Here is a 25,645-nt window from a genome sequence, read left to right on the forward strand (position 1 = left end):
TCACACTAGAAGCTCGACAAAGATTTTCGATTCTCTTTGAGGAATTTCTTGTGTGATCCTTCCTTCGTCAGGATGACAAAAAAAAACAGTAAATCTTCAAGCAAAAAAACTTCGTGCTTTAGCGCCTTAGCGGCAAAAACAAAAAAACTAACTAACCACAAAAACCACAAAACCATGATTCGCCAAGCCATTCTTTTATCCTGTGGCTTTTTTATAAACACTTTACTGGCGCAGGAAATACCCAAAATTCTTACTTCAAAAACCAATTATCTGCCTGATTTTAGTTACGCAGGATATCGTTTTGGCGAAAGTCCCATTCCTCAAACTAATGGAAAAATCATTAACGCAACAGATTTTGGTGTAAAAGCCAATGACAATTTAGACGATTCAAAAGCACTTTTAAAAGCTTTTAAAGCTGCCAATGCTATTGAGGGAAATGTAATCGTACAATTGCCAGCAGGACGTATTATTTTAAGTGAAATTCTCTACATCGAACGAAGCAATTTTGTACTTCGAGGCGCTGGTTCTGCTGAAAACGGATCTGAAATCTATTGTCCAAGACCGATGATGTATCTTAAAGATTCTGATGTTTTGGCTGAACTTCGCGAATACTTGACCACATTTGACAAAAGACAGCGAGAGCCAGAAAATAATATTGATCTTCCTTTTTCGCAATATGCGTGGTCTGGAGGTTTTATATGGACTCAGGTTCCGGGTGAGCGTGTAAAATCATATTTAGATAAATACGAACCAGAATCTAATCCGTTGGCTAAAGTCAGTTCGGGAAAAATGGGCGAACATATTATTACGGTTTCTGATGTAAAAGGATTGAAAGTTGGCGATGTTGTCGAATTGCAATTGTTCAATAAGGATGGCGAAAACGGCGAAATCATCAAGGATTTGTATCAAGGCGCTAAAGTAAAACCAGGTTCGCACCACTGGAAATTTCCAAAGCTTCCTATTGTAAGGCAGCAGGTTGAAATCGCTAAAATCTCTGGTTCTAAAATCACTTTAAAAACACCTTTAACTATTTCGATAAAACCGAGTTATCAAGCGCAATTGGTTGAATGGAAACATTTAAATGAAGTAGGAATTGAACAGCTTCGTTTTACGTTCCCTGACATTCCGAGGGTGGCGCATCATGTAGAACCCGGAAATAATGGGATTTTCTTAACCCGATTATTCAATTCATGGGTGAAAGATGTTAAAATTACCAATGCTGACAGCGGAATTTTAGCCGAAGAAGTTTCTAACGTAACCATTCAAGATGTTACAACCGATGGACTGCATTTGGCGCATTATACAGTAACTTTAGGCGGCGTACATAATGTTTTGGTTAAAAATCTAAAGATCTACAATTCAGCGGTTCATCCTTTAAGTTTCAACACTTTTGCGACTAAAAATGTGTATCAAAACTGCGAAATATTTACAGATCCTGTTTTAGATCAGCATTCAGGAGCTAATCATCAAAATTTGTTTGACAATATCACGGTTCATCTAAAAGCCGATAAAAATAATAGTTATTCTTTATTTGGAGGCGGCGGCGCTGATTATTGGAAACCTTCTCACGGGCCTTTCAGCACTTTTTGGAATTTAAACATACAGGTTGAAAATACAGATCAATCAAAACCGGTTTTACTGTACGGAATGAAAGACGGCGCTTTAGCCAGAATCATTGGCGTTCATGGAAACACGAAATTTGAAATTAAATATGGCATCGATCCATATATTGAATTTTTAAACGTCCCTATTGAGAAGATTCCTTCTTTGTACGATTATCAATTAAAAAAGCGATTGAAATAAAGTTCTTTTTTAATCTCGCAAAGTCGCTAAGACGCAAAGAGAAAATTAAAAAAAAACTTGAAAAAAGAAAACTTTGCGACTCTGCGACTTTGCGAGAAACTCAATTCACAACATAAATCTGTGCGCTATGAAACATAAAATAGCTCTTTTATTATTTGTATTTGTTTTCGGAAATATCTTTTCCCAAAATAAATACCGTCTTAAAAATTTTTCTACTACTGACGGGCTTTCGCAGAGTTCTGTCATTGCCATTCATCAGGATAAATTTGGACAAATGTGGTTTGGTACGCGTGATGGTCTGAATAAATATGATGGAAGCCGTTTTACGATTTTTAGGAATGATGCTACAGATAAATATTCGATTAGCAACAATGATATTTTAGCTATTGAAGAAGACAACGCAGGAAAAATCTGGGTGGGAACTTATAATGGTTTAAACTGTTATGATCCTGTTTCGAACCGTTTTACGAGATATCTTCATACGAAAGCAAATCATACGATAAGCAATAACGCTGTTTGGAGCATCAGAGAAATTGGTGGCGAAATGTGGTTTGGAACTTCAAAAGGATTAACTATTTACAATAAAAAAACAGGATTATTTACTTCTGTTTTTCATTCAGATGATGATACTTCTACTCTTCCCAGCAATAATATTCTCAGCATTTTAAAAACCAAAGAAGACCAAATCTGGATTGGAACGACAAAAGGGTTATGTAAGCTGACAAATCGAATGAACGGAAAATTATTCTTTAAAAATTATCCGTTAAACACAACTGATTTATTAAACGTTCAATCGGTTATTGAAGACCAAGACGGCAGTTTGTGGGTGGGAACAAAAAACAAAGGCCTTTTAAAATTCAATCCAAAAGAAAAAGCTTTTGTTTCTTTTTTGCCAGCTGAAAAATACCTCGAAATCAATACCGATATTCGATCTTTAGTAATTGACAATCAAGGCTCTTTATGGGTTGGCGCCTATGACGGAATTTATATTCTTGGAAAAGATAAAAGCCTTCAGAAAATAAATAATAGCAATAACAATAACGGAATCGACAAAGTGAAGTCCGTTTTTATGGATAAAAAAGGTTCAATCTGGATTGGATGTTATTACAAAGGTGTGAATCTTTGGGATGTTTCAAACGTCAATTTCTCTAATTATAATCAGAATTCGAAAAAGATTCCGATGAGTTTTGATGTGGTAAGTTCGATAATTGCCGACAAAAACCAGAATATCTATTTTGGGACTGAAGGAGGCGGAATTACGATTTACAATAGAAATACTGAGTCTGTAAGTTACATCAACAGCAAAACTGGACAAACGAATAAAAATGATATCAAAGCGATGTGCCTCTCTGATGATCATATTTTATGGAGTGGAACTTTTTCGAAAGGCTTATCAGCTTACAATACCATTTCTAAAAGAATTGAAGATAACAGAATTTCTTCAGATTTAAGCGAATTACTAAAAGACAGCGGTGTTTATGCTCTTAAAACTGAAGGTTCAATTTTATGGATTGGAACTTTCGGCAAAGGCTTAATTCGGTACAACACCATAACCAAAACCTTTGGTGCTATTGGAAATGATAACACCAAACCAGTTTTCCTTACCAATAATATCCTGCGCACGATTTTAGTCGATAAGCAAAATTTTCTTTGGGTTGGAACTCAAAATGGTTTGAACCGAATTCCGCTCAAAAATTTCAATCCGCAGAAATATACGATTCAGCATTTCTTTTACGATCATTCGACTGTGTCTGGCGATGATATTCTGACTTTGTTTCAAGATTCTCAAAACAAAATTTGGGTTGGGACAAAAGCAAAAGGATTGCATTATTTTGATGGAAAAAAATTCAACCGAATCAATTTGAGATTTGGAAATACGGTTATCACTTCTATACATTCTATTTTAGAAGATGATGATAAAAACCTATGGATTAGCACCAATCAAGGAATTATAAAATATAATACAATTAAGAAAACGGTTGTTATTTACGACCAGAAAGACGGTTTGGCGAGTAATGAATTTAATGATAATTCGGCTTTAAAATTAAGTTCCAATCAGTTTTATTTTGGAAGTCCGTCTGGAGCAACATTTTTTGATGCCACAAAGATTTCCTTGAATAAATATGCTCCACAGGTTTTAATTACTGATTTGAAGATTAAAAACGAAATTGTTCATGCGCACGATAAAGATGGAATTTTAGAACAAAGCATTGGTTTTACCAAAACGATTACTTTGGATTATGACAAGGCCAATTTCTCGATCAGTTTTGCGATTCCGAATTATATTCGATCTAAAAACAATCAATACAGTTATCGTTTAACCGGTTTGGAAAACAACTGGACAACAACTAAAAACAGTGAAGCCAATTTTGCAATCCAAAATCCAGGAACATATACGTTTGAAGTGCGCGGTGCCAATAACGATGGCGTTTGGAATCAGAATCCGACAACATTGACTGTTATTGTAAATCCAGCTCCTTGGCGCAGCATTTGGGCATTTATGTTGTATGGAATTGTAATTGGTTTAGGTCTATATGGTTTGATTTGGATTATGAAATCGAAAGCAAGATTGAAACAGAAACTCGAACTGGAATATTTGGAAACACAGCGAATTGAAGAAAACAACAAGCTGAAATTGGATTTCTTTACCAATATTTCGCATGAATTCAGAACGCCATTGACTCTGATTTTAGGACCATTACAGCAAATTCTTTCTGATTATAATGGAACTAACGAAATGTACAAAAAGCTTCTGGTGATTGAAAGCAGCGCCAATCATTTGCTGAGTTTGATTAACCGTTTAATGGATTTCAGAAAACTAGAAAATCATCAGGTTACGCTTGAATCGGCAAACGGAAATATTGTCAAATTTACTAGAGAAATCTTTTTATCCTTTATAGAATATGCGAAAGACGGCGGTTACGATTATACATTTGAAACCGAAAACGAAGAAATTCTGGTTTATTTTGACCGATATAAACTCGAACGTGTATTTTACAATCTGATTTCGAATGCTTTTAGATATACTCCAAAAGGCGGTTCGATAAATATTAAAATCAATCACGATCAGCAGAATCTTTTCATTGCAGTTGAAGATTCTGGCGTTGGAATATCAGAAGAACATATTGACAAAATTTTTGATTTATTTTTTGAAGTTCCAACACACAATCAGGTTCAGAAAAACTATAATAAAGGAACTGGAATCGGACTTTCAATCGTAAAAAACATTGTAGAACTGCATAAAGGAAAAATCGATGTTACCAATAAACCAAGTGGGGGCGTAATTTTTAAAGTGACTTTACCGCTGGGACGCGAACATCTTCTGGACAGTGAAATCATTCCTGATTTTAAAATTAGTGACGATATTGAGCAATACCAAGCGCAATTGGAACCTTCGGAAGTCATCGAACATGAAGACATCGAAGATTTAATTGTAAATGAAGAAAAACAGACAATTTTATTGGTTGAAGATCACAAGGTTCTGAGAAAATTCATGAAAAACCTTCTGAAAAAAGATTACAATATTATTGAGGCTGAAAATGGTAAAATTGCTCTGGAAAAAGCATTAAAATTTGTTCCAAACCTGATTATCAGCGATGTCATTATGCCAGAAATGGTAGGGACTGAATTGTGTTCTAAAATAAAGGAAAACATCAAAACCAGCCATATTCCTGTTATTCTGCTGACTTCGAGATCATCTTTGGTTTACAAATTTGAAGGATTAGAAAGCGGTGCGGATGATTACATCAGTAAACCATTCAATCTAATGGAGTTTAAGCTTCGTGTTAAAAATCTCTTGAACACCACAGAACGTTTAAGAATCAAATTCTCAAGCGAGGACAGTTTTATTCCGTCAGAAATAACGGTTTCATCATTGGACGAAGAACTATTGAAAAAAGCTTTCAAAATCGTGGAAGAAAACATTTCAAACGAACAATTTGATATTCCGTTTTTTTGTTCAGAATTAGGCGTAAGCCGAACCATGCTATTTTTAAAAATCAAAGCATGGACGAATTGCACTCCAAATGAATTTATTCATGAAATAAGATTAAAACGTGCGGCTCAATTATTAGAGCAAAACAAGTTAACCGTTTCTGAAATCAGCTATAAAGTAGGCTTCAACAATCCGAAATACTTTAGCAAATGCTTTCAGAAAAAGTACGGCGAAACGCCTTCTCAATACGCTGACAAATTTTATAAATCTTCAGCTGTACTTTAAAAATCATCGGTTTTAAAGGGTTTAAAAAGGGTATCTGTATTTTTAGATACCCTTTTTTGTATTTCTATATCGTTTTCGGCTTTTACATTTGCGATATGAAAATCAAAAAAACGAATTACTTAGTGCTTCAAATTTTATTTGTCATTCTCGTCATCGGAATGAGTTTATTGTTTTTCTACTTAATCTAACTTATTAACTCTAAAACCAAAAAATGAATGTTTACAAACCAAACAAACAAATCGTTTAAATGGTGTTTACTGGTATCTTTTTTACTGATAAATATCGTGATGCACGCACAAGAACGAAAAGTGACTGGAAAAATAACTTCTAGTGAAGATTTACTTGGACTTCCTGGTGCCAATGTTTACATCAAAAATTCTTCTGTAGGCGCTTCTGCCGATATGGACGGAAATTATACTGTGATTGTAGGAGAAAAAAATGCTGTCTTAGTTTTCAATTTCGTCGGATTTCAAACGGTTGAAGTTCCAGTTGGAACCAAAAGCGTAATCAATGTAAGCTTAAAACCAGATACAAAAGCACTAGACGAAGTTATCGTAGTAGGTTACGGAACACGTAAAAAGAGCGACATAACAGGTTCTGTATCTTCTGTTACAGCAAAAGAACTGACTGCTTTTCCTCTTTTAAATGCTGAGCAGGCTTTACAAGGTCGTGCTGCGGGTGTTTCGGTAATGACCAATAACGGTGGTGAACCTGGAGCTCCTGTAAAAATCAGAGTTCGTGGAGGAACTTCAATTAATGCAAGTGGAGATGCTCTGATTGTTGTGGACGGTTTTGCAGGCGTTTCTATGCCAGCACCGCAGGACATTGCTTCTATTGAGGTTTTAAAAGATGCATCTGCAACTGCTATTTACGGATCAAGAGGTTCTAACGGGGTTATTATGGTAACGACAAAAAAAGGAAAACCAGGAAAACCAGTAATTGAGTTTAGCAATTCGACTTCTGTCCAATCGGTAAATAACAAATTGCATTTATTAAATGCAGACCAGTTTGCAGCTTACAGAAAAAGTTTTACAACGCATACTCAAGGTCCAGCAAATACAGATTGGCAAGATGTAATTTATCGTGATGGAATGATTTCGAATTCACAATTGTCTTTTTCTGGCGGATCTGAAAATATAAGATATTATGTTTCTGGAACGTATTTCAATCAAAATGGTGTTGTAATCAATTCAGGAATTGACAAATACACAATCGTAGGAAATCTTGAAGCTGATTTATCTCCAAAATTCAAAGTGGGCTTAAACACTTTTACAAGCAAACAGAACAAAGAAGGAATTGTAAGCCAGACTAGCGCTGGAGGAACTGGAGCTGCGGGTGTTATCGCATCGGCGTATCGCTTTATGCCTGATAAAGGAATTTATAATGCTGACGGAACTTACACGACAACAGCTCCAATTGGTGATGATATTGATAATCCGTACGCAACTGCAATGGAAAATATCTTGGAAACCGTTTCTGTTACAAACCGAAACAATTTCTTTGCACAGTATCAAATTACAAAAGATCTAGATTTTAAAACCACTTTAGGTTTAACCGATAGTAATTCGCAAACTGGGAGATTTATTCCTTCAACTTTAATTGCCGGAAAAAACATCAAAGGAGAAGCTTCTGTAAACAATACACGATTTTCTTCTTTCCTAACAGAGAATTATTTGACTTTCAAACGTGAAATTATCGACAAAGGAATGCTGACGGTTTTGGGAGGATATTCATATCAAAAAAACAAAAACGAAAATTCGTATGCCGCTTCAAGAGGTTTTTTAACGAATACCAATTCGTATAGAAATTTAGGAGCAGGAACAGTTTTCTTAAAACCGGATTCTGGCTTATCTGAAACGGAATTAATCTCTGCTTTCGGAAGGTTGAATTTTGATTATGCTGATAAATATTTACTGACCTTCACAGCAAGACGAGACGGCTCTTCTAGCTTTAGTAAAAACTACAAATACGGAACTTTCCCTTCTGGAGCAATTGGATGGAACATTAGCAAAGAAAACTTCTTAAAAGACAATAAAACGGTTTCAAACTTAAAATTAAGAGCAAGTTACGGAGCAACAGGAAATCCTTCAATTGGTGCCTACTCTACTCTTTCTAGATTCTCTGAAATCTATTATGTAAGCGGTGACGTGATTACCAATGCGGTTCAGTTGACTTCATTAGATAATCCGAATTTAAAATGGGAAACGTCTTATCAGCAAGATTACGGAATTGATTTAGGTTTGTTTGACAATAGAATCAGCATAACGGCGGATTATTATAAAACAATTACCAAAGATTTGTTGTTCAACAGACCACTTCCTGGAATTTCTGGAATTGCTTCTCAGCTTCAAAACGTAGGTGAATTAGAAAATAAAGGATGGGAATTGGGTATTAACACTAGAAATTTCATTGGTGCAGATTTTACTTGGTCAACCAACTTTAATATTTCTTCAAACAAAAATAAAGTATTAAAATTAGCCGATAATAAAGATCTTTTAATCAACTCTGCGCCTGGGCATTTCTTAGCGACTGAGTCACAGATTTTAAGAGTTGGACAGCCGGTTGGCTCTTTCTTCGGATTTATTTATGATGGTGTAATTCAACAAGGAGAAACGGTATTACCAGGAAACTTTGAAACGGCTCCTGGAGGAGAAAAATTCAGAGATTACAATGGCGACGGAAAACTAGATTCTCAGGATAAGACCATCATTGGAAACCCAAATCCAGATTTCATCTTCGGATTTAACAATGATTTCACCTATAAAAATCTTGATTTGAATATCTTCTTTCAAGGTTCGCAAGGAAATCAAATCCTAAACTATACTCTGATGGAATTGGCTTCTGGAAACAACAATGCTACAACTGAAGTTTTAGATGCTTGGACACCAACTAATACGGATACAAATGTTCCTGCAAATGCGGCTAGAACCAAAAGAATTACTTCAAGATTTGTTTATGATGGAAGTTATATTCGCTTAAAAAACATCTCTATCGGATATAGCTTAGATGAAAAAATTGTGTCAAAAATAGGCCTAAGCAAAGTTCGTTTTTACATCAGCGCGCAAAACCTTTGGACGATTACAGATTATCCAGGTACAGATCCTGAAACGAATTACTTAAATGACACCAACTCAAGAAGTAATACCAATTTAGGATTGGATTATGGAGGATATCCAAACGTAAGAACATTTACAGCAGGATTCAATTTAAAATTTTAATCTAATAACCTATTTGGATCTAATAACTTAACACATAGAAACATAGATTTTATGTGTTAAAAAAAGAATACAAAAAGAAACATGGTTTCTTACACATAGCTCACTATGTGTATTTTAAATAAGTGAAACGCCTTTTTTAAGAGTTTTAAATCTATGCTTCTATGTGTTAAAATTAATTACATCCAATTAGCTCTAATAAAAATACTATGAAAAAATATATAGCTTTTCTTTGCTTCGGAACAATGGCGTTTTTCAGCTGTTCTGATCTGGAAGAAAAACCAGTAGGAATTATTCGTCCAGAGAACTTTTTCAACAATACAGACGATTTGCAAGCTGCTGTAAATGGAGCTTTCGCTAATATTGCCCACAATAATTATTGGGGAAGAGAATTTACAATTGCCCTTATGCTTCGTGATGATATGGCTGACATCGGCGATAGAACCACTCAGGCTGCACGTATTGACGTAAACGACATGTCGATGAATGACACCAATGCACTTGTAGCTAACTTTTGGCCACAATCTTATGTAATTATTACCGCGGCAAATCAAGCCATTGAAGGTGCTAAAAAAACACCTGGAGATCCAGCAAAAGTAAATGCCATTGTGGCTCAGGCGTATTTTGCAAGAGCTTTTGCCTACTATCATTTAGTGCGCCTATTTGGAGATATTCCTTATGTTGATTTTGTTGTAAATGATGTGAATCAAGTAAATTCTCTTAGCAAAACAAAAGAGGCAGACGTTTACCCAAAAATCATTGCCGATTTGGAATTTGCCAAACAATGGCTAGATGACAAACCAAAAGTAAAAGCTGTTCCTGGAAAAGGTACTGCTGCAGGGTATTTGGCTTCTGTTTACCTGACTTTAGGAAATTTTCAAAAAGCGTACGACGAAGCCAAATTTGTTATTACAAACGAAGCCAAATTTGGTTTAGGTCTTGATGCTGATTTTCAGGATTTATTCAATGCTACCAAAACAGCTTCTTTAAAAGAACCTTTATTTACAATTGACTTTAACAACTTGACTTCTGGAAATTACGGTCAAGATTATACCGCGTTTTTTACAGGATCGTTAAAAGATGATAGTTATAGTTACGGACAAGGATTTTCTGTTGCTGTTCCGTCATTAAAAGTATTCAATACTTGGGATCAGAGAGATTATAGAAGAGCCGTAAGTTTTGATACCATTATCAGAAAGAAAACAGGTCCAGGCGGATCGCTTCAGGTTTATCCTTCAAGCGACAATGAAAAAGCGCCACGTCCACATATTGCTAAATATTTCCGTTTTCCGGGGAAAGCTGGAGCGAATGGAAGAACTTCTCAGCACAATTACATTACAATGCGTTTCGCAGAAGTTTTACTAACTGCAGCTGAAGCTTTAAACGAAATTAATCCCGGAACAACTGAAGCTGATGGTTACGTGAATCGCGTTCGTGCAAGAGCGAGAAATAAAGCTGGAAAACTGGTTTCGTTTCCGGCAAATGTAACGCCAGGACTTTCTCAAACCGATTTCAGAAAAATGGTTATTGACGAAAGAAGACTAGAATTGGCGTTTGAATATGTGAGATGGTACGACATCAAAAGGCTTAAAATCGGACCAGAAGTATTTGGACCAAATGGTTTAGAACCACATGCCAATTTTGATCCAAACAGAGATTATTTATGGCCGTTGCCTGGAACAGAACTGGCTATTAATCCGAATCTCAAACCAAATAATCCTGGTTATTAAATCAGCACAATTAGTATTGAACACGGATGAAACGGATTCGCTATCGGGAGCTGATTTAAACGTTTTTTTTTAAGTTACGATTAATTGGTTTCCGCAGATTTAACAATTTGAGCAGATTAAATTAAAAACATTTTTAATCTGCAGGAGACAAAAAAATCTGCAAATCTGCAAAATCTGCGAGAGAAAAAGTTTAGATCAACATCTTCGCGATAATGAATCCGTACAATCCGCGTCTAACATTTTAGTATAGAAACTAAAAATAAAGATTAATTAGTAATATGAATAAAATTAGTTTCATTTTAATCCTTGGGTTTGCATCGCTGGCAACAGCTTGCAAATCTGGGGTTAAACCTCAAACAAAAAGCACAACAGAGGCAAATAATCTACTCGAAACGCGTTACAAAATGCTTTTGGATTATCCAGTAGATTCCATGTCAATGCCGAGAAGCATGAATACCAAAACTCTCGAAATTCGCAAAGTGCCCTCGAGAGACTGGACAAGCGGTTTTTTTGCTGGAAATCTTTGGCAATTGTACCGATTGAAAGGCGATTCAAAATATAAGGAACAAGCTCAAAAATGGACTCCTTTCAGCAAAAAGGAAAGTGTCAACAGCAATTCGCATGACGTAGGTTTTAAAGTGTTTTGCAGTTTTGGAGAAGCGCTGAAAGTGGAAAACAAGAAAGAATATGAAGCGGTAATTGTAAAAGGCGCCGAAACTTTATGCAAAAGGTTCAACCCAAAAGTGGGCGCGATTCGTTCTTGGGATTTCAACAAAGAAATTTGGGATTATCCAGTTATCATTGATAATATGATGAATCTGGAATTGCTTTTTGAAGCATCCAAAATATCAGGAAATCCAAAATATCGTGACGTTGCGATTCAACATGCTAATACCACTTTAAAAAATCAGTTTAGAGCAGACAATTCCTGCTATCATGTTATTGATTATAATCCAACAACAGGCGAAGTTAGAAAGAAAACGACTCTTCAAGGATACAATGATGATTCGGTTTGGGCTCGCGGTCAGGCTTGGGCAGTTTACGGATTCACGATGTCATATCGATATACAAAAGATCCAGCATACTTAAAGCAAGCCGAAGGAACAGCGAAGTTTTTTATGACGAATAAAAACCTGCCAGAAGACGGAATTCCGTATTGGGATTTTAAAGATCCTAGCATTCCAAATTCGGCAAGAGATGTTTCTGCAGCAATGGTGATTGCGTCTGCCCTATACGAATTGTATGGTTACACAAAAAATGACAGTTATTTGGCTTTTGCCGATAAACTGATGACTTCAGTACAAACGGATAAATATATTTTAGATGCTAAAATCAAAGCACCTTTCTTATTTAATCACAGTACTGGAAACTGGCCAAAACATGACGAAATTGACGAACCAATAATTTACGCCGATTATTATTTTCTGGAAGCACTTCTTAGAAGAAAGTAACAAAGGGACAAAGTTACAAAGGTGCAAAGGTTCTCTGCCTTTAAACCTAAAAAAGCCTTATTATGAATAAATTACACTTTAATACATTTTCAATTTTTGCACTTTTTGTTTTGTTTCAGATTTGTCTGAGCAGTTTTGCTCAGACAAAGATGAACATTAACGACAATTGGCTTTATTTAGAAAATGATACTCAAAAATTAAACGAAGCGCAAAAAGCTTCCAACTGGACTTCTTTAAATTTACCGCATACTTGGAATGCCGAAGATGCAACCGACTTAAATCCAGGTTACCGACGCGATGCAAGCTGGTATCAAAAAAAATTAAATATTCCGCAAATCGATAAAAACAGAGTTTACTCTTTATACTTTGAAGGCTCGAATGTAACCACAAAAGTATATGTCAACGGAAAAGAAGCGGGATCGCATATTGGCGGTTATATTGGTTTTTCTATTGATATTACGAATTTCATAAAAGAAGGAAACAACGATATTTTTGCTCGTGTGGATAATAGTTATGATATCGAAATTATTCCGTCTCAAAAAAGCGATTTCTTCATTTATGGAGGAATCACGCGCGACGTCTGGCTAGTTTCGAAATACAAAAATCATATCGAAAATATAAAAATTACAACTCCTGAAGTTTCTGCTAAAAAAGCTTCTCTACAAGTTGTTTCTTCTTTTGTAAATCCTGACAATTCAAAGGACTTATCTTTAACTGTAACGCTTAAAAATCCGAAAGGGAAAAAAGTAGCGAGCAAAACCGTTTTGGTTACAGATAGAACTTCAACAATCACTTTTGAAAACATCAAAAACCCCGAACTTTGGGATACTGAAAAACCAAATCTATACAGACTTTCTGCTGTTTTATCAGAAAAAAATCAGATTAAAGACAGTATTTCAGAAAAAGTTGGCTTCAGATGGTTTGAATTTAAAGATCATGGCCCTTTTTATTTGAATGGAAAACGTTTATTGATTCGCGGAACGCATCGACATGAGGAACAAGCTGGTGTTGGAGCCGCTATGAGCAACGAACAGCACTGGGCAGATATGAAATCGATCAAAGAAATGGGAGCCAATTTTGTTCGTTTAGCACATTATCCTCAAGATCCGGAAGTTTATAGAGCCTGTGACGAACTTGGACTTTTGGTGTGGGATGAATTGCCGTGGTGTCGCGGCGGAATTGGAAATGACGTTTGGAAAACCAATACCAAAAATATGCTGGCAGAAATTATCAATCAAAATTACAATCATCCAAGTATTATTATCTGGTCTTTAGGCAATGAAATCAATTGGCTTCCTGATTTTCCTGATGGCGATAACGATAAGAAAACGAATGAATTTTTAACGGAATTAAACGACATCGCCCATAAAATGGATCCAACCCGCAAAACCGCTATCAGAAAATATTACGAGGGCTCGCATATTGTAGATGTATTCTCTCCTTCTATCTGGTCTGGATGGTATTCTGGAAGCTATAAAAGCTACCAAAAAGCGATTGATGTTTATAAGAAAGAATACAAACATTTTATTCATGCTGAATATGGCGGAGATAGTCATGTTGGACGTCATAGCGAAAACCCAATTACAGGTGAAAATGTAATAAAAGCCGAAGGTTGGGAAGAAGCGATTGTTCAGACCAAAGTAGCTAACATTGCACAAATTGGCGATTGGAGCGAAAACTATATCGTTGATTTATTTGACTGGCATTTGCATATATCCGAGAATGACCCAACGTTTGTGGGAAATATTCAATGGGCATTTAAGGATTTTGCAACGCCTTTGAGACCAGAAGACGATATTCCGTACATGAACCAAAAAGGATTGACAGACCGAAACGGAATTCCGAAAGATGCGTATTATGTTTTTAAAAGCTATTGGGCGACAGCACCGTTTGCTTATATTGAATCACACACTTGGACTGAGCGCCAAGGTCCTGAAAACACACCGAGAACGATTAGCGTTTTCAGTAACTGCGAGAAAGTGACTTTTTTCCATAACGGGAAATCATTAGGAGAAAAACAAAAGAATCTTTCTCTGTATCCTGCGAATGGATTAACTTGGGATGTCAATTTTACGAAAGGAGAAAATATTTTAGTTGCCGTCGGAAAAACAAAAGAAGGAAAAACGGTTTCTGATACATTGAAAGTGAATTATCGTTTCAATAAAAATGATACGGCGATTTCGCTGCAATTATCATCAGAAAAACTAAAAAACGGCAATTATTTAGTTACCGCCATTGCAGTTGACAATAATAATTTACGCTGTCTGGATTATGAAGCGAGTGTTTATTTTCAATGTTTAAAAGGCGGAAAAACGCTAAAAAATCAAGGAACACCAACTGGAAGCGAATCGATAAGAATGGCAAACGGAAAGGCTTCTATCGAAGTAATTCCCGATGGTTCCGGTAATCCGATTGAAATGACGGCATTAAATCAGAGCTTTAAAGGAGAATACTTGAAGATTCCAATTAATTAACTTAACCGCGAAGAGCGCAAAGGAAAAGTTCGCAAGGCACGCAAAGCCTTGCGAACTTTGCGAAAACTTAGCGTCTGCGGTTAAAATATATTTCAGATTACAACAAAAATAATTTTACAAAATGAAAAAAATTCTAACACTATTATTCCTGACATCGTTCGCAATTGGACAATCGCAAGGTTTAATTTCTAACGTATCAAACCGAAACACTACTTCTTTAAACGGAGTTTGGAATTATATTATCGATCCTTATCAAACTGGTTTTTATAGCTTTCACTTGGATCAATACGACAAAAGTGAAAAACCGGCAAAAGGTGCTTTTTTTTCTAACTATCACGCTCAAAACAAACAGGAATTGGTAGAATATGACTTTGATAAATCCCCTACAATCAATATTCCTGGTGATTGGAATTCGCAGGTTGCGGAACTGAAATATTATGAAGGAAATGTTTGGTTCAAAAAGTCTTTTGATTACAATTTAACAGCTAATAAACATCTGTTTTTATATTTAGGTGCTATCAATTATAAAGCCGATGTTTATTTAAACGGAAAAAAACTTGGCACACATGAAGGCGGTTTCACTCCGTTTAATTATGAAGTAACTTCGATTGTAAAACCTACTGGAAATTATTTAGTAATTAAAGTTGATAATACACGTCATAAAGAAGATGTTCCAACCGTAAACACCGATTGGTGGAATTATGGCGGCATCACGCGCGATGTGAATTTAATTGAAGAAGAATCATCATTTGTGGAAGATTATACTATTCAGCTGAAAAAAGGCAATGCAAATATTATTTCAGGTTTTATTAAAATCAATAATTTAGATGCTTCGAAAAATAATATTTCGATTTCTATTCCTGAATTAAAAATCAATTTCAAAGGAAAAGCGGCTAGCAACGGAATTTTAAACTTTGAAATTCCTGCCAAAAAAATCTCGTATTGGTCGCCAGAAAATCCGAAATTATATAATGTTACTGTTGGCTTTAATGGAAAAAAATTAAACGATCAGATTGGTTTTAGAACCATCGAAACCAAAGAAGATAAAATTCTGCTAAACGGAAAAGAGATCTTTTTACGCGGAATTTCTATTCATGAAGAAAATGGAAAAGGCGGGCGTGCTAATTCTGTAGAAGATGCTTTACGTTTATTAAACTGGGCCAAAGAATTAGGCTGTAATTATGTTCGTCTGGCACATTATCCGCATAACGAAAATATTATTCGCGAAGCAGATAAAATGGGAATAATGGTTTGGGAGGAAATTCCTGTTTACTGGACAGTAGAATTTAAAAATGACAACACCTACAAAAACGCCGAAGATCAATTAACTGCTTCTATTACAAGAGATAAAAATAGAGCTAGTATTATTATTTGGTCAATGGCAAATGAAACTCCAATTTCTGATGCGAGAAATACTTTCATTAGAAATTTAGCATCGCACACCAGATCATTAGACAATACAAGATTAATTAGTGCTGCTTTATTAACCAAAAAAGAAACTATTGATGATCCTATTGGAGAAGTTTTAGATGTTGTGGCTTTCAATCAATATTTGGGCTGGTATGGCGGAAATTTGGAAGATGCTGAGAAAATAACCTGGAAATCTAAATACAATAAACCGATTGTTGTTTCTGAATTTGGTGGCGATGCAAAAGCCGGTTTCCACGGAGAGAAAAACGAGCGCTGGACAGAAGAATATCAGGAATATTTATACATTCAGAATTTAAAAATGATTGAAAAAATTCCACACTTGAGCGGAACAAGCCCTTGGATTTTAGTTGATTTTAGATCTCCAAAAAGATTGCTTCCAGGAATTCAGGATGGTTACAATCGCAAAGGTTTAATTTCAAATGATGGCGAAAAGAAAAAGGCTTTCTACATTATGCAGGATTGGTATGCTAAGAAGAAAAAAGAATATCAGAATTAATGCGTCATTACCAATTCATTAACAAAAAACAGGCGTCAAATTATATGATTTTTCTTCATTATTAATTTACTTTGTAGTTAATCTAAAAATTGTAAACCATGAAAAAATTCTATTTACTAGCAGTTACTTTGTTTGCTGCTTTTACAGTTCAAGCTCAAGACATAGTAAAATTTGCTCCGCTTGATGCAAGTCCGGTTGATATTTCGTATTTCCCAAACAAAGCGGTTAAATTCAAAAAAACAGATAATCCAAACCCAGTTATCAAAGTTCTTTATGCAAGACCTTCTGTAAAAGGAAGAACTATTTTTGGTGATGTGGTTAAGTTTGGAGAAGTTTGGAGAGTTGGCGCTAATGAAAACACAGAAATCAAATTCTACAAAGATGTAACAATCGGTGGTAAAAAAGTTCCTGCAGGATACTACAGCTTATTTGCTATTCCAGAAAAAGACAAATGGACTATCATTATCAACAAAGAACTAGATTTATGGGGCGGTTATGCTTACGACGAAAGCAAAGATGTTGTAAGAGTTTCAGTTCCTGTTAAACCAGTTTCTGATGTTATCGAAGCTTTGTCTATTGCATTTACAACTCAAGGTAATGTAGCAAATCTTGTTATTGGTTGGGATAAAACAACTGTTGAATTGCCAATTACGGTTAAATAAGTTTTAATGAGATATGCCACGAAGGCACAAAGTCGCAAAGTTTTTTTTAAGCTTTGCGATTTTTTTTTTGCAGCTCAAAAAAAGGATTTTCTGGTATGATGAGTTATTTTTATGCCACGAATTACACGAATTTCCACAAATTTAAATCATCAATTGGAAGAAAAAATTAGTGCAAATCCGTGTAATTCGTGGTTATAAAAAAATCATTTTGAATCCTCTTTAATCAGTGGTTAAAAATTTAAGAAACAGTTTCTATAATTTTATCCAATGTAATTGGTAAATCCCTAACACGTTTTCCCGTTGCATTAAAAACGGCATTTGCAATTGCAGGCGCCATTCCGACTAAGGCTGTTTCACCCAGACCTTTTGTTCCCATTGGATTACTGATTGGGTCTTTTTTATTCACGAAGAAAACTTCCTGTTTTTCTATATCCGCATTTACAGGAACATGATAATCAGCAAAATTGTTATTGATCGGACGCCCAAAACGATGATCGATTTCTAGTGCTTCCATCAATCCCATTCCGATTCCTCCTACTGCCCCGCCAAACATTTGCCCTGCAGATGTTTTCTGGTTGATTACTGTTCCAATATCAGCGCAAGAAACCACGTGAGCCAATCTTATTTTACCCAAATTCGGATTCACTAATACTTTCACAAAATGAACTGAAAACGAATAAATTGAATATTTCTTCGCTTCTTCAGCAGCTTTAGAAAGATTTTCTACTTCAAAATCTTCTAATTTATTGCTGCTTAAAAGTGCAGCTAACGTAACCGACTTCGACTTGTCTTTTTTAGAAGAAATCGTACCATTTTCAAAAGTTAAATCCGTAATAGCGATTCCTTTCAAAGCGGGACTTTTACTTCCCAATTCAATTATTTTATTCAATAATAAATTACAAGCGTCATGAACTGCAGAACCAACAGATGAAGTCGTTGCCGAACCGCCTTGAGTAGGCCCTTTCGGCAATCCGCTTTTCCCCATTTCAATGATTACATTTTCAGCTGGCAAACCTATTACTTCAGCTCCAATCGCCGTCATCATAGTTGCGGTTCCAGGTCCCATATCGTTTACACTGCATTGCAAAACCAAATCGCCATTGGCTAAGAATTTTGCTTTTACCGAAGTTGGGCTTCTGTAACAGCCGAAAGTTCCCGTTCCCATCCCGTAACCTACTAACCAATTTCCTTCTTTAACAGCACCTGGTTCGTTTTTACGGTTTTTCCAGCCAATTTTTTCCATTCCCGCTTCGTAGCATTCCAAAAGGTATTTACTGCTCCACGGTTTATTTTGTTCCTGATCTTTTTCGGCATAATTACGTTTTCTGAATTCAATCGGATCTAAGTTTAATTTATAAGCCAATTCGTCCATGGCACATTCTAAGGCAAAAGACCCTGTTGCTTCACCTGGACCACGCATCCAGATTGGCGTACAAGTATCAAGAGGCACAATTCTATAGCGTGTTGAAACGTTCGGACAATCATAAATAAATCTCGACATATTTACCGTTCCTTCCATGAAATCTTCATAACTCGAAGTCATCGCTACAGCTTCATGTGTTAAACCTGTCAATTTTCCATCTTTGGTTGCACCAAGGCCCATTTTCTGAATGGTGTAAGGTCTGAAACCAACATTGGTAAACATCTGTTCACGATGCAAAACTAATTTTACAGGACGATTTAATTTTTTCGCGCCAATTAAAGCTGCGATTTCGTAAGGCCAAGTGTGCAATCCCATTCCGAATGCACCTCCAAGATATTCAGCATGAACCTCGACATTTTCGGCGGGAACATCAAAAACGCCTGCTACACTTCTGCGCGTTCCCTCTACACCTTGACTTTTTGTATATAAAATTGGTTTGTTTCCGTCCCATTTGGCAATGATATTGGCCAATTCCATCGGGTTATGCACCTCGGTTGGAATTGTATATTCTGTTTCCAGAATTACCTCAGCATTTTTATAGCCGTCATGTTCACCGCGATGGTAGTCATTTCCTTTATCTGTTTCAACTTTCTTTTCTTTTTCTGCTGCTTTTTTAAGTTCTGTCGAATGTTCTTCTTTAAAATACTCAGCTTTAATTAGACTTGCCGCATATTGCATACGTTCAAAAGTATCTGCAATCACCAAAGCAATTGGCTGATCGTAATACAAAATCGAATCGTCTTTGAAAATCTGCAGCGGCTGACCAAAATTATGTTTGTCTTTGGCTTTCTGATAACCTGCAGGTTTATCTACATTCAAATGTGTGATAACCGCCAAAACTCCTGGCGCCCATTCTGCTTTTTTGGTGTCAATGGTTTTGATTCTTCCTTTTGCAATAGTACTTCCCACTAGGCAGGCATAAACCACACCAGATGTTTTATATTCAGCCGAATAAGTTGCAGAACCCGTTACTTTAGCAAATCCGTCAACTCTATTAATATTACTTGTCTTACTCATAATTTAATTATTTTGATGCTGCTATTGTAAGTGCTTCTGCTACTGCATTCTCTCCAAGCGTTAGTTTAAAATTATTATCGCCGTATCCTTTTGCTCCTTTCATAGACAAATGGCCAGCTTGTTTAAATAGATCTTCAGAAACTGTTTTTCCTTTCAGGAATTTTTCTGTTTCAGTTAATCTCCAAGGTTTATGTGCCACACCGCCCATAGCTAGTCTAACATCATTTATGGTGTTATTTTTTATGTCTAAAGCTACTGCAACAGAAACCAATGCAAAAGCATAACTTGTTCTGTCTCGAACTTTTAGATAATGTACATTTTTAGTAAAATTATTATCTGGAATTTCAATAGAAGTAATTAATTCTCTGTTGTCCAGCGTATTGTCTTTTTCTGGTGTATTTCCTGGAAGTCTATGAAAATCGGTAAAATTAATTTCTCGTTTTCCTTTTGGACCTTCCACCAAAACTGTTGCATCAAGCGCAGCCAAAGCCACACACATATCGCTTGGATGCACAGCAATACAACTTTCTGAAGCGCCAAAAACAGCATGCATTCGGTTAAAACCGCCAATGGCACCGCATCCGCTTTTTGGTGTTCTTTTGTTGCATGGCATATCCGTATTGTAATAATAAGAGCAACGTGTTTTTTGCAGCATATTCCCTCCCACTGTTGCCATGTGTCTAATTTGTTGAGAAGCTCCAGCAGCTAAAGCTAATGCAAGTAAAGGATGTTTTTCTTTTATCGAAGCATCTTCAGCCACTTGACTATTTTTTGCCAATGCACCAATCGAAACTTTTCCCTTCAAAAATTCGATTTTCTTTAAATCTAATCCGTTGATGTCCACTAATTTGTCTGGAGCTACAATATTCTTCTTCATTAAATCGACAAGATTTGTACCGCCCGCAATAAACATAGAAGAATCATCTTTGGCTTTTCCTGTAACTGCTGTCGAAGAAGAAAGCGCTTTAATTATCTGAAAATTTTTCATATCTCCTTTCCTCCTTCCTTCACTTCCGTTATAGCATCAACAATATTGTGGTAAGCGCCACATCTACAGATGTTCCCGCTCATGTATTCTCTAATTTCTTCTCTGCTATTGGCATGACCTTCTTTTATACAGGCAATTCCCGACATAATCTGACCAGGAGTACAATAGCCGCACTGAAAACCATCGTGTTTGATAAAAGCTTCCTGCATCGGATGTAGTTTTTTGCCTTTCGAAATTCCTTCAATTGTAGTTACTTGTGCATTTTGCTGCATCGTGGCCAAAGAAAGGCATGACAAAATTCGAGTTCCGTTTACGTGGACTGTACACGCACCACATTGTCCGTGATCACAGCCTTTTTTAGTTCCTGTAAGCTGTAATTGTTCGCGAAGTAAATCAAGCAGCGTAGTCCTCGGCTCTATGTTCAAGTTGTGTTTAGTGCCATTTACTTCAATAGAAAGCGGTACTGTTTCTAGATATTCCGCTATTTTTTCATCCCATTTCTTATCTGAAGCCATTACCAATGAGGGCGGCGTCAGGGCAAGAGCGGTAAAAAGTCCTGATTTCTTTATAAAGTCACGACGAGAATTAGCATCTTCCGACGTTACTTTATTCTGATTTGATTTTTTAGAAGCCATGCAATCTATTTGTTAAATTAGCAAATTCACTTTTGTCATTCTAACAAATTTAATCAACTTAAATCACAAAAAGTTATGAAATTCAAACATTCTCCTTATTTAGAATAATTACAATTTCGTTATTTTTTTTACCGCAGAGGCGCAATGTTTTCGCAAAGTTCGCAAAGTTATTTTTCTCTCGCAGATTTGGCAGATAATGCAGATTTTGAATACGATGGAAAGATTTGCCCAGATTCTTTATATAGAAATAAATAAAAATCTGTTTAGATCTGCAAAATCTGCGAGAAACAAAAAATTATACCCATTAAAACTGTGCGACCTTTGCGAAATTCCTTAGCGTACTTTGCGGTTAATTTCCCACCTATATTAACTCTTAAATTGTATTTTTACTGAAATAAGCTCAAATTATGTCACAGCAAAAAATCATTTACCTGGATAATAATGCCACAACCCGCGTTGATGAACGCGTTTTGGATGCGATGCTTCCCTATTTTACGGATTATTATGCCAATTCAACCAGTACACATTTGGCTGGATTAACAGTAAAAGAAGCTGTTGAAAATGCTGCTTGGCAAACAGCCGATTTGATAAATGCTAATGCTGATGAAATCGTTTTTACATCTGGAGCTACAGAAAGCATCAATCTTGCTATAAAAGGACTCGCAGATCAAGGCAAAAAGCATATTGTAACCATTCAGACCGAACACAAAGCCGTTCTTGAAACTTGCCACTTTATGGAAAGCATTGGTTTTGAAGTCACTTATCTTCCAACCGTTGCTGATGGACTTTTAGATATTCAACTTTTAGAAGAAATAATTAAAGATAAAACACTGGTTTTCATCGGAATGTTTTCTAATAATGAAACTGGCGTCATACAAAATATCAGCGCGATTTCTAAAACACTGAAAGCCAGAAATGTACTTTTTATGTGTGATGCAACTCAAGCTGCTGGTAAAATTCCGATTGATGTAAAAACTTTGGGAATCGATCTTTTAGCATTTTCAGCTCATAAATTTTATGGCCCAAAAGGAGTCGGCGCTTTGTATATTTCGGCGAAAGCCAAAGTAAAATTGAAACCTCAAACTCTTGGAGGCGGACAACAGAGAAAATTACGAAGCGGAACGCTAAATGTTCCTGGCATTATCGGTTTGGGGAAAGCTGCAGAAATTGCTTTGAAAGAGCAACAAGAAGATCAAAAACGAATTGAAGGCTTAAGAAATAAACTTGAAAGAGGATTATTGCAATTTGAAGGCTCTTTCGTTAACGGAAATACAGAAAACCGAATTTATAATACTTCAAACATTTGTTTTCCTGGCGTAAATTCAGAACAGCTGATTTTGGCCTTAGGAAATATTTCGGTTTCAAATGGAGCATCATGTTCTGCTGTTACTTCCGAACCTTCACATGTTTTAAAAGCAATGGGATTATCTGATGAAGAAGCTTTGAGTTCTATTCGTTTTAGTTTGGGGAGATTTACTACTTCTGAGGAAATTGATGTGGCTATTGAGCAGGTTTTGGAATTGGCTGGAAAGTTAAGTGGCTGATAATTTTTCACCGCAAAGGCGCAAAGTTCGCAAATTTTTTTTCTTTTTTAATCTCGCGAGGTCACAGAGACTCAAAGTTTTTTTGTCATCCTGACGAAGGAAGGGTGGCAAACTTTATCTGCATAATCTGCATAAAAAACTTTGTCCCTCTGTCACTTTGAACCTTTGTCAATTATCAAAAGAAATCAACTGAGTATAATCTTCCTCCGTATCAATATCAATATTTCCTTTTTCAAAAGGAACTGAAACGACATCATCAGTATATTTTTTAATGAGTTTTTTGGCTCCTTCTTTTCCTTTCAATTCAAGAAGTTCCTCAAAGTATTTTTGATGAAATAAAGCTGGCGTTCCTAAAGTTTCTGCATAAGCTGAAGCTGCAATTCCTTTTCCAGTTTTCTTAGATACGCTGATTAAATTCTCGAAAATTGAACTCGTTAGAAAAGGCTGGTCACAGACTGATATAATACATTGTTCGCAATCGGGATTTAGAAATAATAATTCCGTAATTCCTTTGACAATTGAAGAAGACATTCCTTTTTCCCATTCAGAATTGAATGAAAGTTTTATTTCAGGCAAATTAATCCCTTTTTCAATTATATCATGATTTGCACCTGTCACCACTATTAAAAAAGAATTCTGAATCTTTAAAGCTTCTAAAATCGTGTTTTTCAGAAGAGTTGATTCTTTATGCTTTAGTAACTGTTTGGGTCTGCCTAATCTAGACGAATTTCCAGCTGCAAGAATGATAATGCCACTTTTCTGATGATTTTTATTTTCCATAATGAATTTCATTATGAATTTTGCCTGGTTTATATTTCAACGATGTCCCAACACGCTCAGAGGCAATGGCTTTAATTTCAGAAACAATCGAAAGGGCGATTTCCTCTGAGGTTTCAGCTCCGATATCCAAACCTATGGGACTGTGAATTCGGCTTAACTGTTCTTCATTTACCGTAATTCCTTCAATTAAAAGATCATCCAGCATTCGGCTGAATTTAGATTTTGGACCTAGAATGCCAATGTAATGGCAATTGGTTTCTAATAATAATTTTAAAACTGCCAGATCATATTTGTAATTGTGGGTCATCAAAAGAAAATAAGTCTGATCATCAATGGTTATATTCTCCAGAAATTGCTCAGGTTTTACAACCGAAATCTCACTGGCTTTAGGAAACCGTTTTGCAGTCGCATGCGTTGCACGTCCTTCAGCAATATGAGTTCTCCATCCTAAAACAGCAGCCATTTTTACCAGTGGCTGGATATCGTTTCCTGCTCCGGCAATAACCAATGAAATAGATGGTTTTATGTATTCGATTAAAGCTTCTCTCCCGTTTTCTTCTTGAAGTTTTTTAACAACTGTAGTTTTATTTTCCAGTGCTTCTTTTACGTCTGAAATCAGACTTAAAGCTTCATTATCAAGAGTTAAAACTGGACTGTCTTTTCTGAAAAACAAAGTTGTCCCTATCTGAGAAGCATTTCTCTTTAAAGAAAAAACTGTCACTATTACTGCTTCTTTTCTTTCCAATTCGAGTTGCTGCAAAAGCTGAATCGGATTGTTTTCGACCTCCTCATCAATGTATTCAAAAAGAATATGAACAATTCCGTTGCATCCAAGCTGTAAACCAACTTCGGCATCATCCTCGTTACTAGTATTATAAGTAACAAGTTTATTTTGCTTTTGATTTATAGAAAGAAGAGCTTTTCGCAATGCATCTCCTTCTAAACATCCACCGCTTATTGCGCCGGTCAGCATGCCATCTTCGGTCACCAACATACGTGCTCCTGGCTGCCTGTATGACGAACCTTCGACTTTTACTACGGTTGCCAAAGCTGTTTTCTTTTCTTCTGCCTTAGCTTGTGAATATGCTTTAAGAATTTCGCTGATTTCTTTCATAGTTTAAAAATAAAAAAAATTACAAATACAACACACAGCAAGAGAGATTTATCTTGATACTATTACTTTACAAAAATTGTCTCTTTACACGAATACTATTATTTGTTTAAATCGGAAAAAGTCTTCTTAATTTAATTCCATAAATCAATTTATTATGATTATCGTAATGATTTTTTCAAATTGACGTATGATTTATATTACTAAGTTTTGTATTTTTATCAATAGCAAAATTTATATACCTAACTTTAAAAGTAAACTACATGGGAAAATTTGTAATCACTACTAGAGCCAACGGAGAGTTCCAATTCAATTTAAAAGCTGGTAACGGTCAGACTATTTTAACGAGTGAAGGATACTCGACAAAAGCAGCTTGCAATAATGGTATCGAATCTGTAAAAAACAATGCAGCAGACGATAACCGTTATGACAGAAAAGAATCTAGCAGCGGAAAACCATATTTCAATTTAAAAGCTGGAAATGGCCAAATTATTGGTGCAAGCGAAATGTATGAGAGCGTAGCAGCAAGAGAAAACGGAATTGAGTCTGTTAAAAAAAATGCTCCTGATGCAACTATAGACGATCAAACGGCGTAATTCAAACTTTTATAAAAATAAAAAAGCTGTTTCTATTCATTTAGAAACAGCTTTTTTTTATTTTTAAATA

At 35.8% G+C, this 25,645-nt stretch carries 15 protein-coding genes; 10 read left to right on the top strand and 5 right to left on the bottom strand.

Going from position 1 to position 25,645, the window contains the following annotated elements; all coding sequences use genetic code 11:
- Nucleotides 1-174: 174 nt before the first annotated feature.
- The 8 genes from BLP44_RS18870 (at nucleotide 175) to BLP44_RS18905 (ending at nucleotide 17,481) form a co-directional block, all read left to right on the top strand.
- Nucleotides 175-1,803: a hypothetical protein gene (locus tag BLP44_RS18870; RefSeq protein ID WP_091135313.1), complete on the top strand. Its 1,629-nt coding sequence runs from the start codon at nucleotides 175-177 to the stop codon at nucleotides 1,801-1,803.
- Between the two features lie 127 nt (nucleotides 1,804-1,930).
- On the top strand, nucleotides 1,931-6,022 hold the full coding sequence (locus tag BLP44_RS18875; protein ID WP_091135175.1) for a two-component regulator propeller domain-containing protein: 4,092 nt from the start codon (nucleotides 1,931-1,933) through the stop codon (nucleotides 6,020-6,022).
- 215 nt (nucleotides 6,023-6,237) lie between these two features.
- A complete protein-coding gene (locus BLP44_RS18880; protein WP_091135178.1) occupies nucleotides 6,238-9,240 on the top strand; it encodes a SusC/RagA family TonB-linked outer membrane protein in 3,003 nt (1,000 codons plus the stop codon).
- Nucleotides 9,241-9,446: 206 nt separating this feature from the next.
- Entirely contained in the window at nucleotides 9,447-10,967 is a 1,521-nt protein-coding gene (locus tag BLP44_RS18885; RefSeq protein ID WP_066034270.1) for a RagB/SusD family nutrient uptake outer membrane protein, read from the top strand.
- Nucleotides 10,968-11,245: 278 nt separating this feature from the next.
- Nucleotides 11,246-12,418, top strand: a complete 1,173-nt coding sequence (locus tag BLP44_RS18890) for a glycoside hydrolase family 88 protein (RefSeq protein ID WP_091135180.1) — start codon at nucleotides 11,246-11,248, stop codon at nucleotides 12,416-12,418.
- Nucleotides 12,419-12,480: 62 nt separating this feature from the next.
- Nucleotides 12,481-14,892 carry a glycoside hydrolase family 2 protein gene (locus BLP44_RS18895; protein ID WP_091135182.1) on the top strand — a complete coding sequence of 804 codons (2,412 nt, stop codon included), beginning with the start codon at nucleotides 12,481-12,483 and terminating at the stop codon, nucleotides 14,890-14,892.
- A gap of 121 nt (nucleotides 14,893-15,013) precedes the next feature.
- Nucleotides 15,014-16,819: a glycoside hydrolase family 2 protein gene (locus BLP44_RS18900; RefSeq protein WP_091135184.1), complete on the top strand. Its 1,806-nt coding sequence runs from the start codon at nucleotides 15,014-15,016 to the stop codon at nucleotides 16,817-16,819.
- Nucleotides 16,820-16,917: 98 nt separating this feature from the next.
- On the top strand, nucleotides 16,918-17,481 hold the full coding sequence (locus BLP44_RS18905; RefSeq protein WP_066034266.1) for a DUF2911 domain-containing protein: 564 nt from the start codon (nucleotides 16,918-16,920) through the stop codon (nucleotides 17,479-17,481).
- A gap of 238 nt (nucleotides 17,482-17,719) precedes the next feature.
- Here BLP44_RS18905 and BLP44_RS18910 read toward each other — a convergent pair whose 3' ends face one another.
- From BLP44_RS18910 to BLP44_RS18920, 3 genes are read right to left on the bottom strand one after another with little or no spacing between them, the layout of a single operon-like run.
- Complete coding sequence (locus tag BLP44_RS18910) at nucleotides 17,720-19,921, bottom strand: xanthine dehydrogenase family protein molybdopterin-binding subunit (RefSeq protein WP_091135186.1); 2,202 nt, start codon at nucleotides 19,919-19,921, stop codon at nucleotides 17,720-17,722.
- A gap of 7 nt (nucleotides 19,922-19,928) precedes the next feature.
- Entirely contained in the window at nucleotides 19,929-20,909 is a 981-nt protein-coding gene (locus BLP44_RS18915; RefSeq protein WP_066034264.1) for an FAD binding domain-containing protein, read from the bottom strand.
- A complete protein-coding gene (locus BLP44_RS18920) occupies nucleotides 20,906-21,544 on the bottom strand; it encodes a 2Fe-2S iron-sulfur cluster-binding protein (protein ID WP_091135188.1) in 639 nt (212 codons plus the stop codon). The genes BLP44_RS18915 and BLP44_RS18920 overlap by 4 nt, the downstream gene beginning before the upstream one ends.
- Before the next feature lie 407 nt (nucleotides 21,545-21,951).
- Between BLP44_RS18920 and BLP44_RS18925 the strand changes: the two genes are divergently transcribed.
- Nucleotides 21,952-23,088, top strand: coding sequence for a cysteine desulfurase family protein (locus BLP44_RS18925; RefSeq protein ID WP_091135190.1), 1,137 nt, complete (start codon nucleotides 21,952-21,954; stop codon nucleotides 23,086-23,088).
- Nucleotides 23,089-23,256: 168 nt separating this feature from the next.
- On the opposite strand, the gene BLP44_RS18930 is transcribed toward BLP44_RS18925, so the two are convergent.
- Together BLP44_RS18930 and BLP44_RS18935 are read right to left on the bottom strand one after the other, a co-directional pair.
- Complete coding sequence (locus tag BLP44_RS18930) at nucleotides 23,257-23,868, bottom strand: nucleotidyltransferase family protein (RefSeq protein WP_244511818.1); 612 nt, start codon at nucleotides 23,866-23,868, stop codon at nucleotides 23,257-23,259.
- Nucleotides 23,858-24,982 (bottom strand): XdhC family protein, encoded by a 1,125-nt coding sequence (locus BLP44_RS18935; RefSeq protein ID WP_091135194.1) that lies wholly within the window; start codon nucleotides 24,980-24,982, stop codon nucleotides 23,858-23,860. Before BLP44_RS18935 ends, BLP44_RS18930 begins: the two co-directional genes overlap by 11 nt.
- 260 nt (nucleotides 24,983-25,242) lie before the next feature.
- Between BLP44_RS18935 and BLP44_RS18940 the strand changes: the two genes are divergently transcribed.
- Nucleotides 25,243-25,575, top strand: a complete 333-nt coding sequence (locus BLP44_RS18940) for a YegP family protein (RefSeq protein WP_066034261.1) — start codon at nucleotides 25,243-25,245, stop codon at nucleotides 25,573-25,575.
- Nucleotides 25,576-25,645: the final 70 nt, after the last annotated feature.

Source organism: Flavobacterium anhuiense, assembly GCF_900101855.1.
GTDB lineage: Bacteria > Bacteroidota > Bacteroidia > Flavobacteriales > Flavobacteriaceae > Flavobacterium > Flavobacterium anhuiense.

Bases quoted from the DNA above. Each gene is read 5' to 3' on its own strand.
- BLP44_RS18870 (WP_091135313.1), top strand. From the start codon at position 175: ATGATTCGCCAAGCCATTCTTTTATCCTGTGGCTTTTTTATAAACACT.
- BLP44_RS18875 (WP_091135175.1), top strand. From the start codon at position 1,931: ATGAAACATAAAATAGCTCTTTTATTATTTGTATTTGTTTTCGGAAAT.
- BLP44_RS18880 (WP_091135178.1), top strand. From the start codon at position 6,238: ATGTTTACAAACCAAACAAACAAATCGTTTAAATGGTGTTTACTGGTA.
- BLP44_RS18885 (WP_066034270.1), top strand. From the start codon at position 9,447: ATGAAAAAATATATAGCTTTTCTTTGCTTCGGAACAATGGCGTTTTTC.
- BLP44_RS18890 (WP_091135180.1), top strand. From the start codon at position 11,246: ATGAATAAAATTAGTTTCATTTTAATCCTTGGGTTTGCATCGCTGGCA.
- BLP44_RS18895 (WP_091135182.1), top strand. From the start codon at position 12,481: ATGAATAAATTACACTTTAATACATTTTCAATTTTTGCACTTTTTGTT.
- BLP44_RS18900 (WP_091135184.1), top strand. From the start codon at position 15,014: ATGAAAAAAATTCTAACACTATTATTCCTGACATCGTTCGCAATTGGA.
- BLP44_RS18905 (WP_066034266.1), top strand. From the start codon at position 16,918: ATGAAAAAATTCTATTTACTAGCAGTTACTTTGTTTGCTGCTTTTACA.
- BLP44_RS18910 (WP_091135186.1), bottom strand. From the start codon at position 19,921: ATGAGTAAGACAAGTAATATTAATAGAGTTGACGGATTTGCTAAAGTA.
- BLP44_RS18915 (WP_066034264.1), bottom strand. From the start codon at position 20,909: ATGAAAAATTTTCAGATAATTAAAGCGCTTTCTTCTTCGACAGCAGTT.
- BLP44_RS18920 (WP_091135188.1), bottom strand. From the start codon at position 21,544: ATGGCTTCTAAAAAATCAAATCAGAATAAAGTAACGTCGGAAGATGCT.
- BLP44_RS18925 (WP_091135190.1), top strand. From the start codon at position 21,952: ATGTCACAGCAAAAAATCATTTACCTGGATAATAATGCCACAACCCGC.
- BLP44_RS18930 (WP_244511818.1), bottom strand. From the start codon at position 23,868: ATGGAAAATAAAAATCATCAGAAAAGTGGCATTATCATTCTTGCAGCT.
- BLP44_RS18935 (WP_091135194.1), bottom strand. From the start codon at position 24,982: ATGAAAGAAATCAGCGAAATTCTTAAAGCATATTCACAAGCTAAGGCA.
- BLP44_RS18940 (WP_066034261.1), top strand. From the start codon at position 25,243: ATGGGAAAATTTGTAATCACTACTAGAGCCAACGGAGAGTTCCAATTC.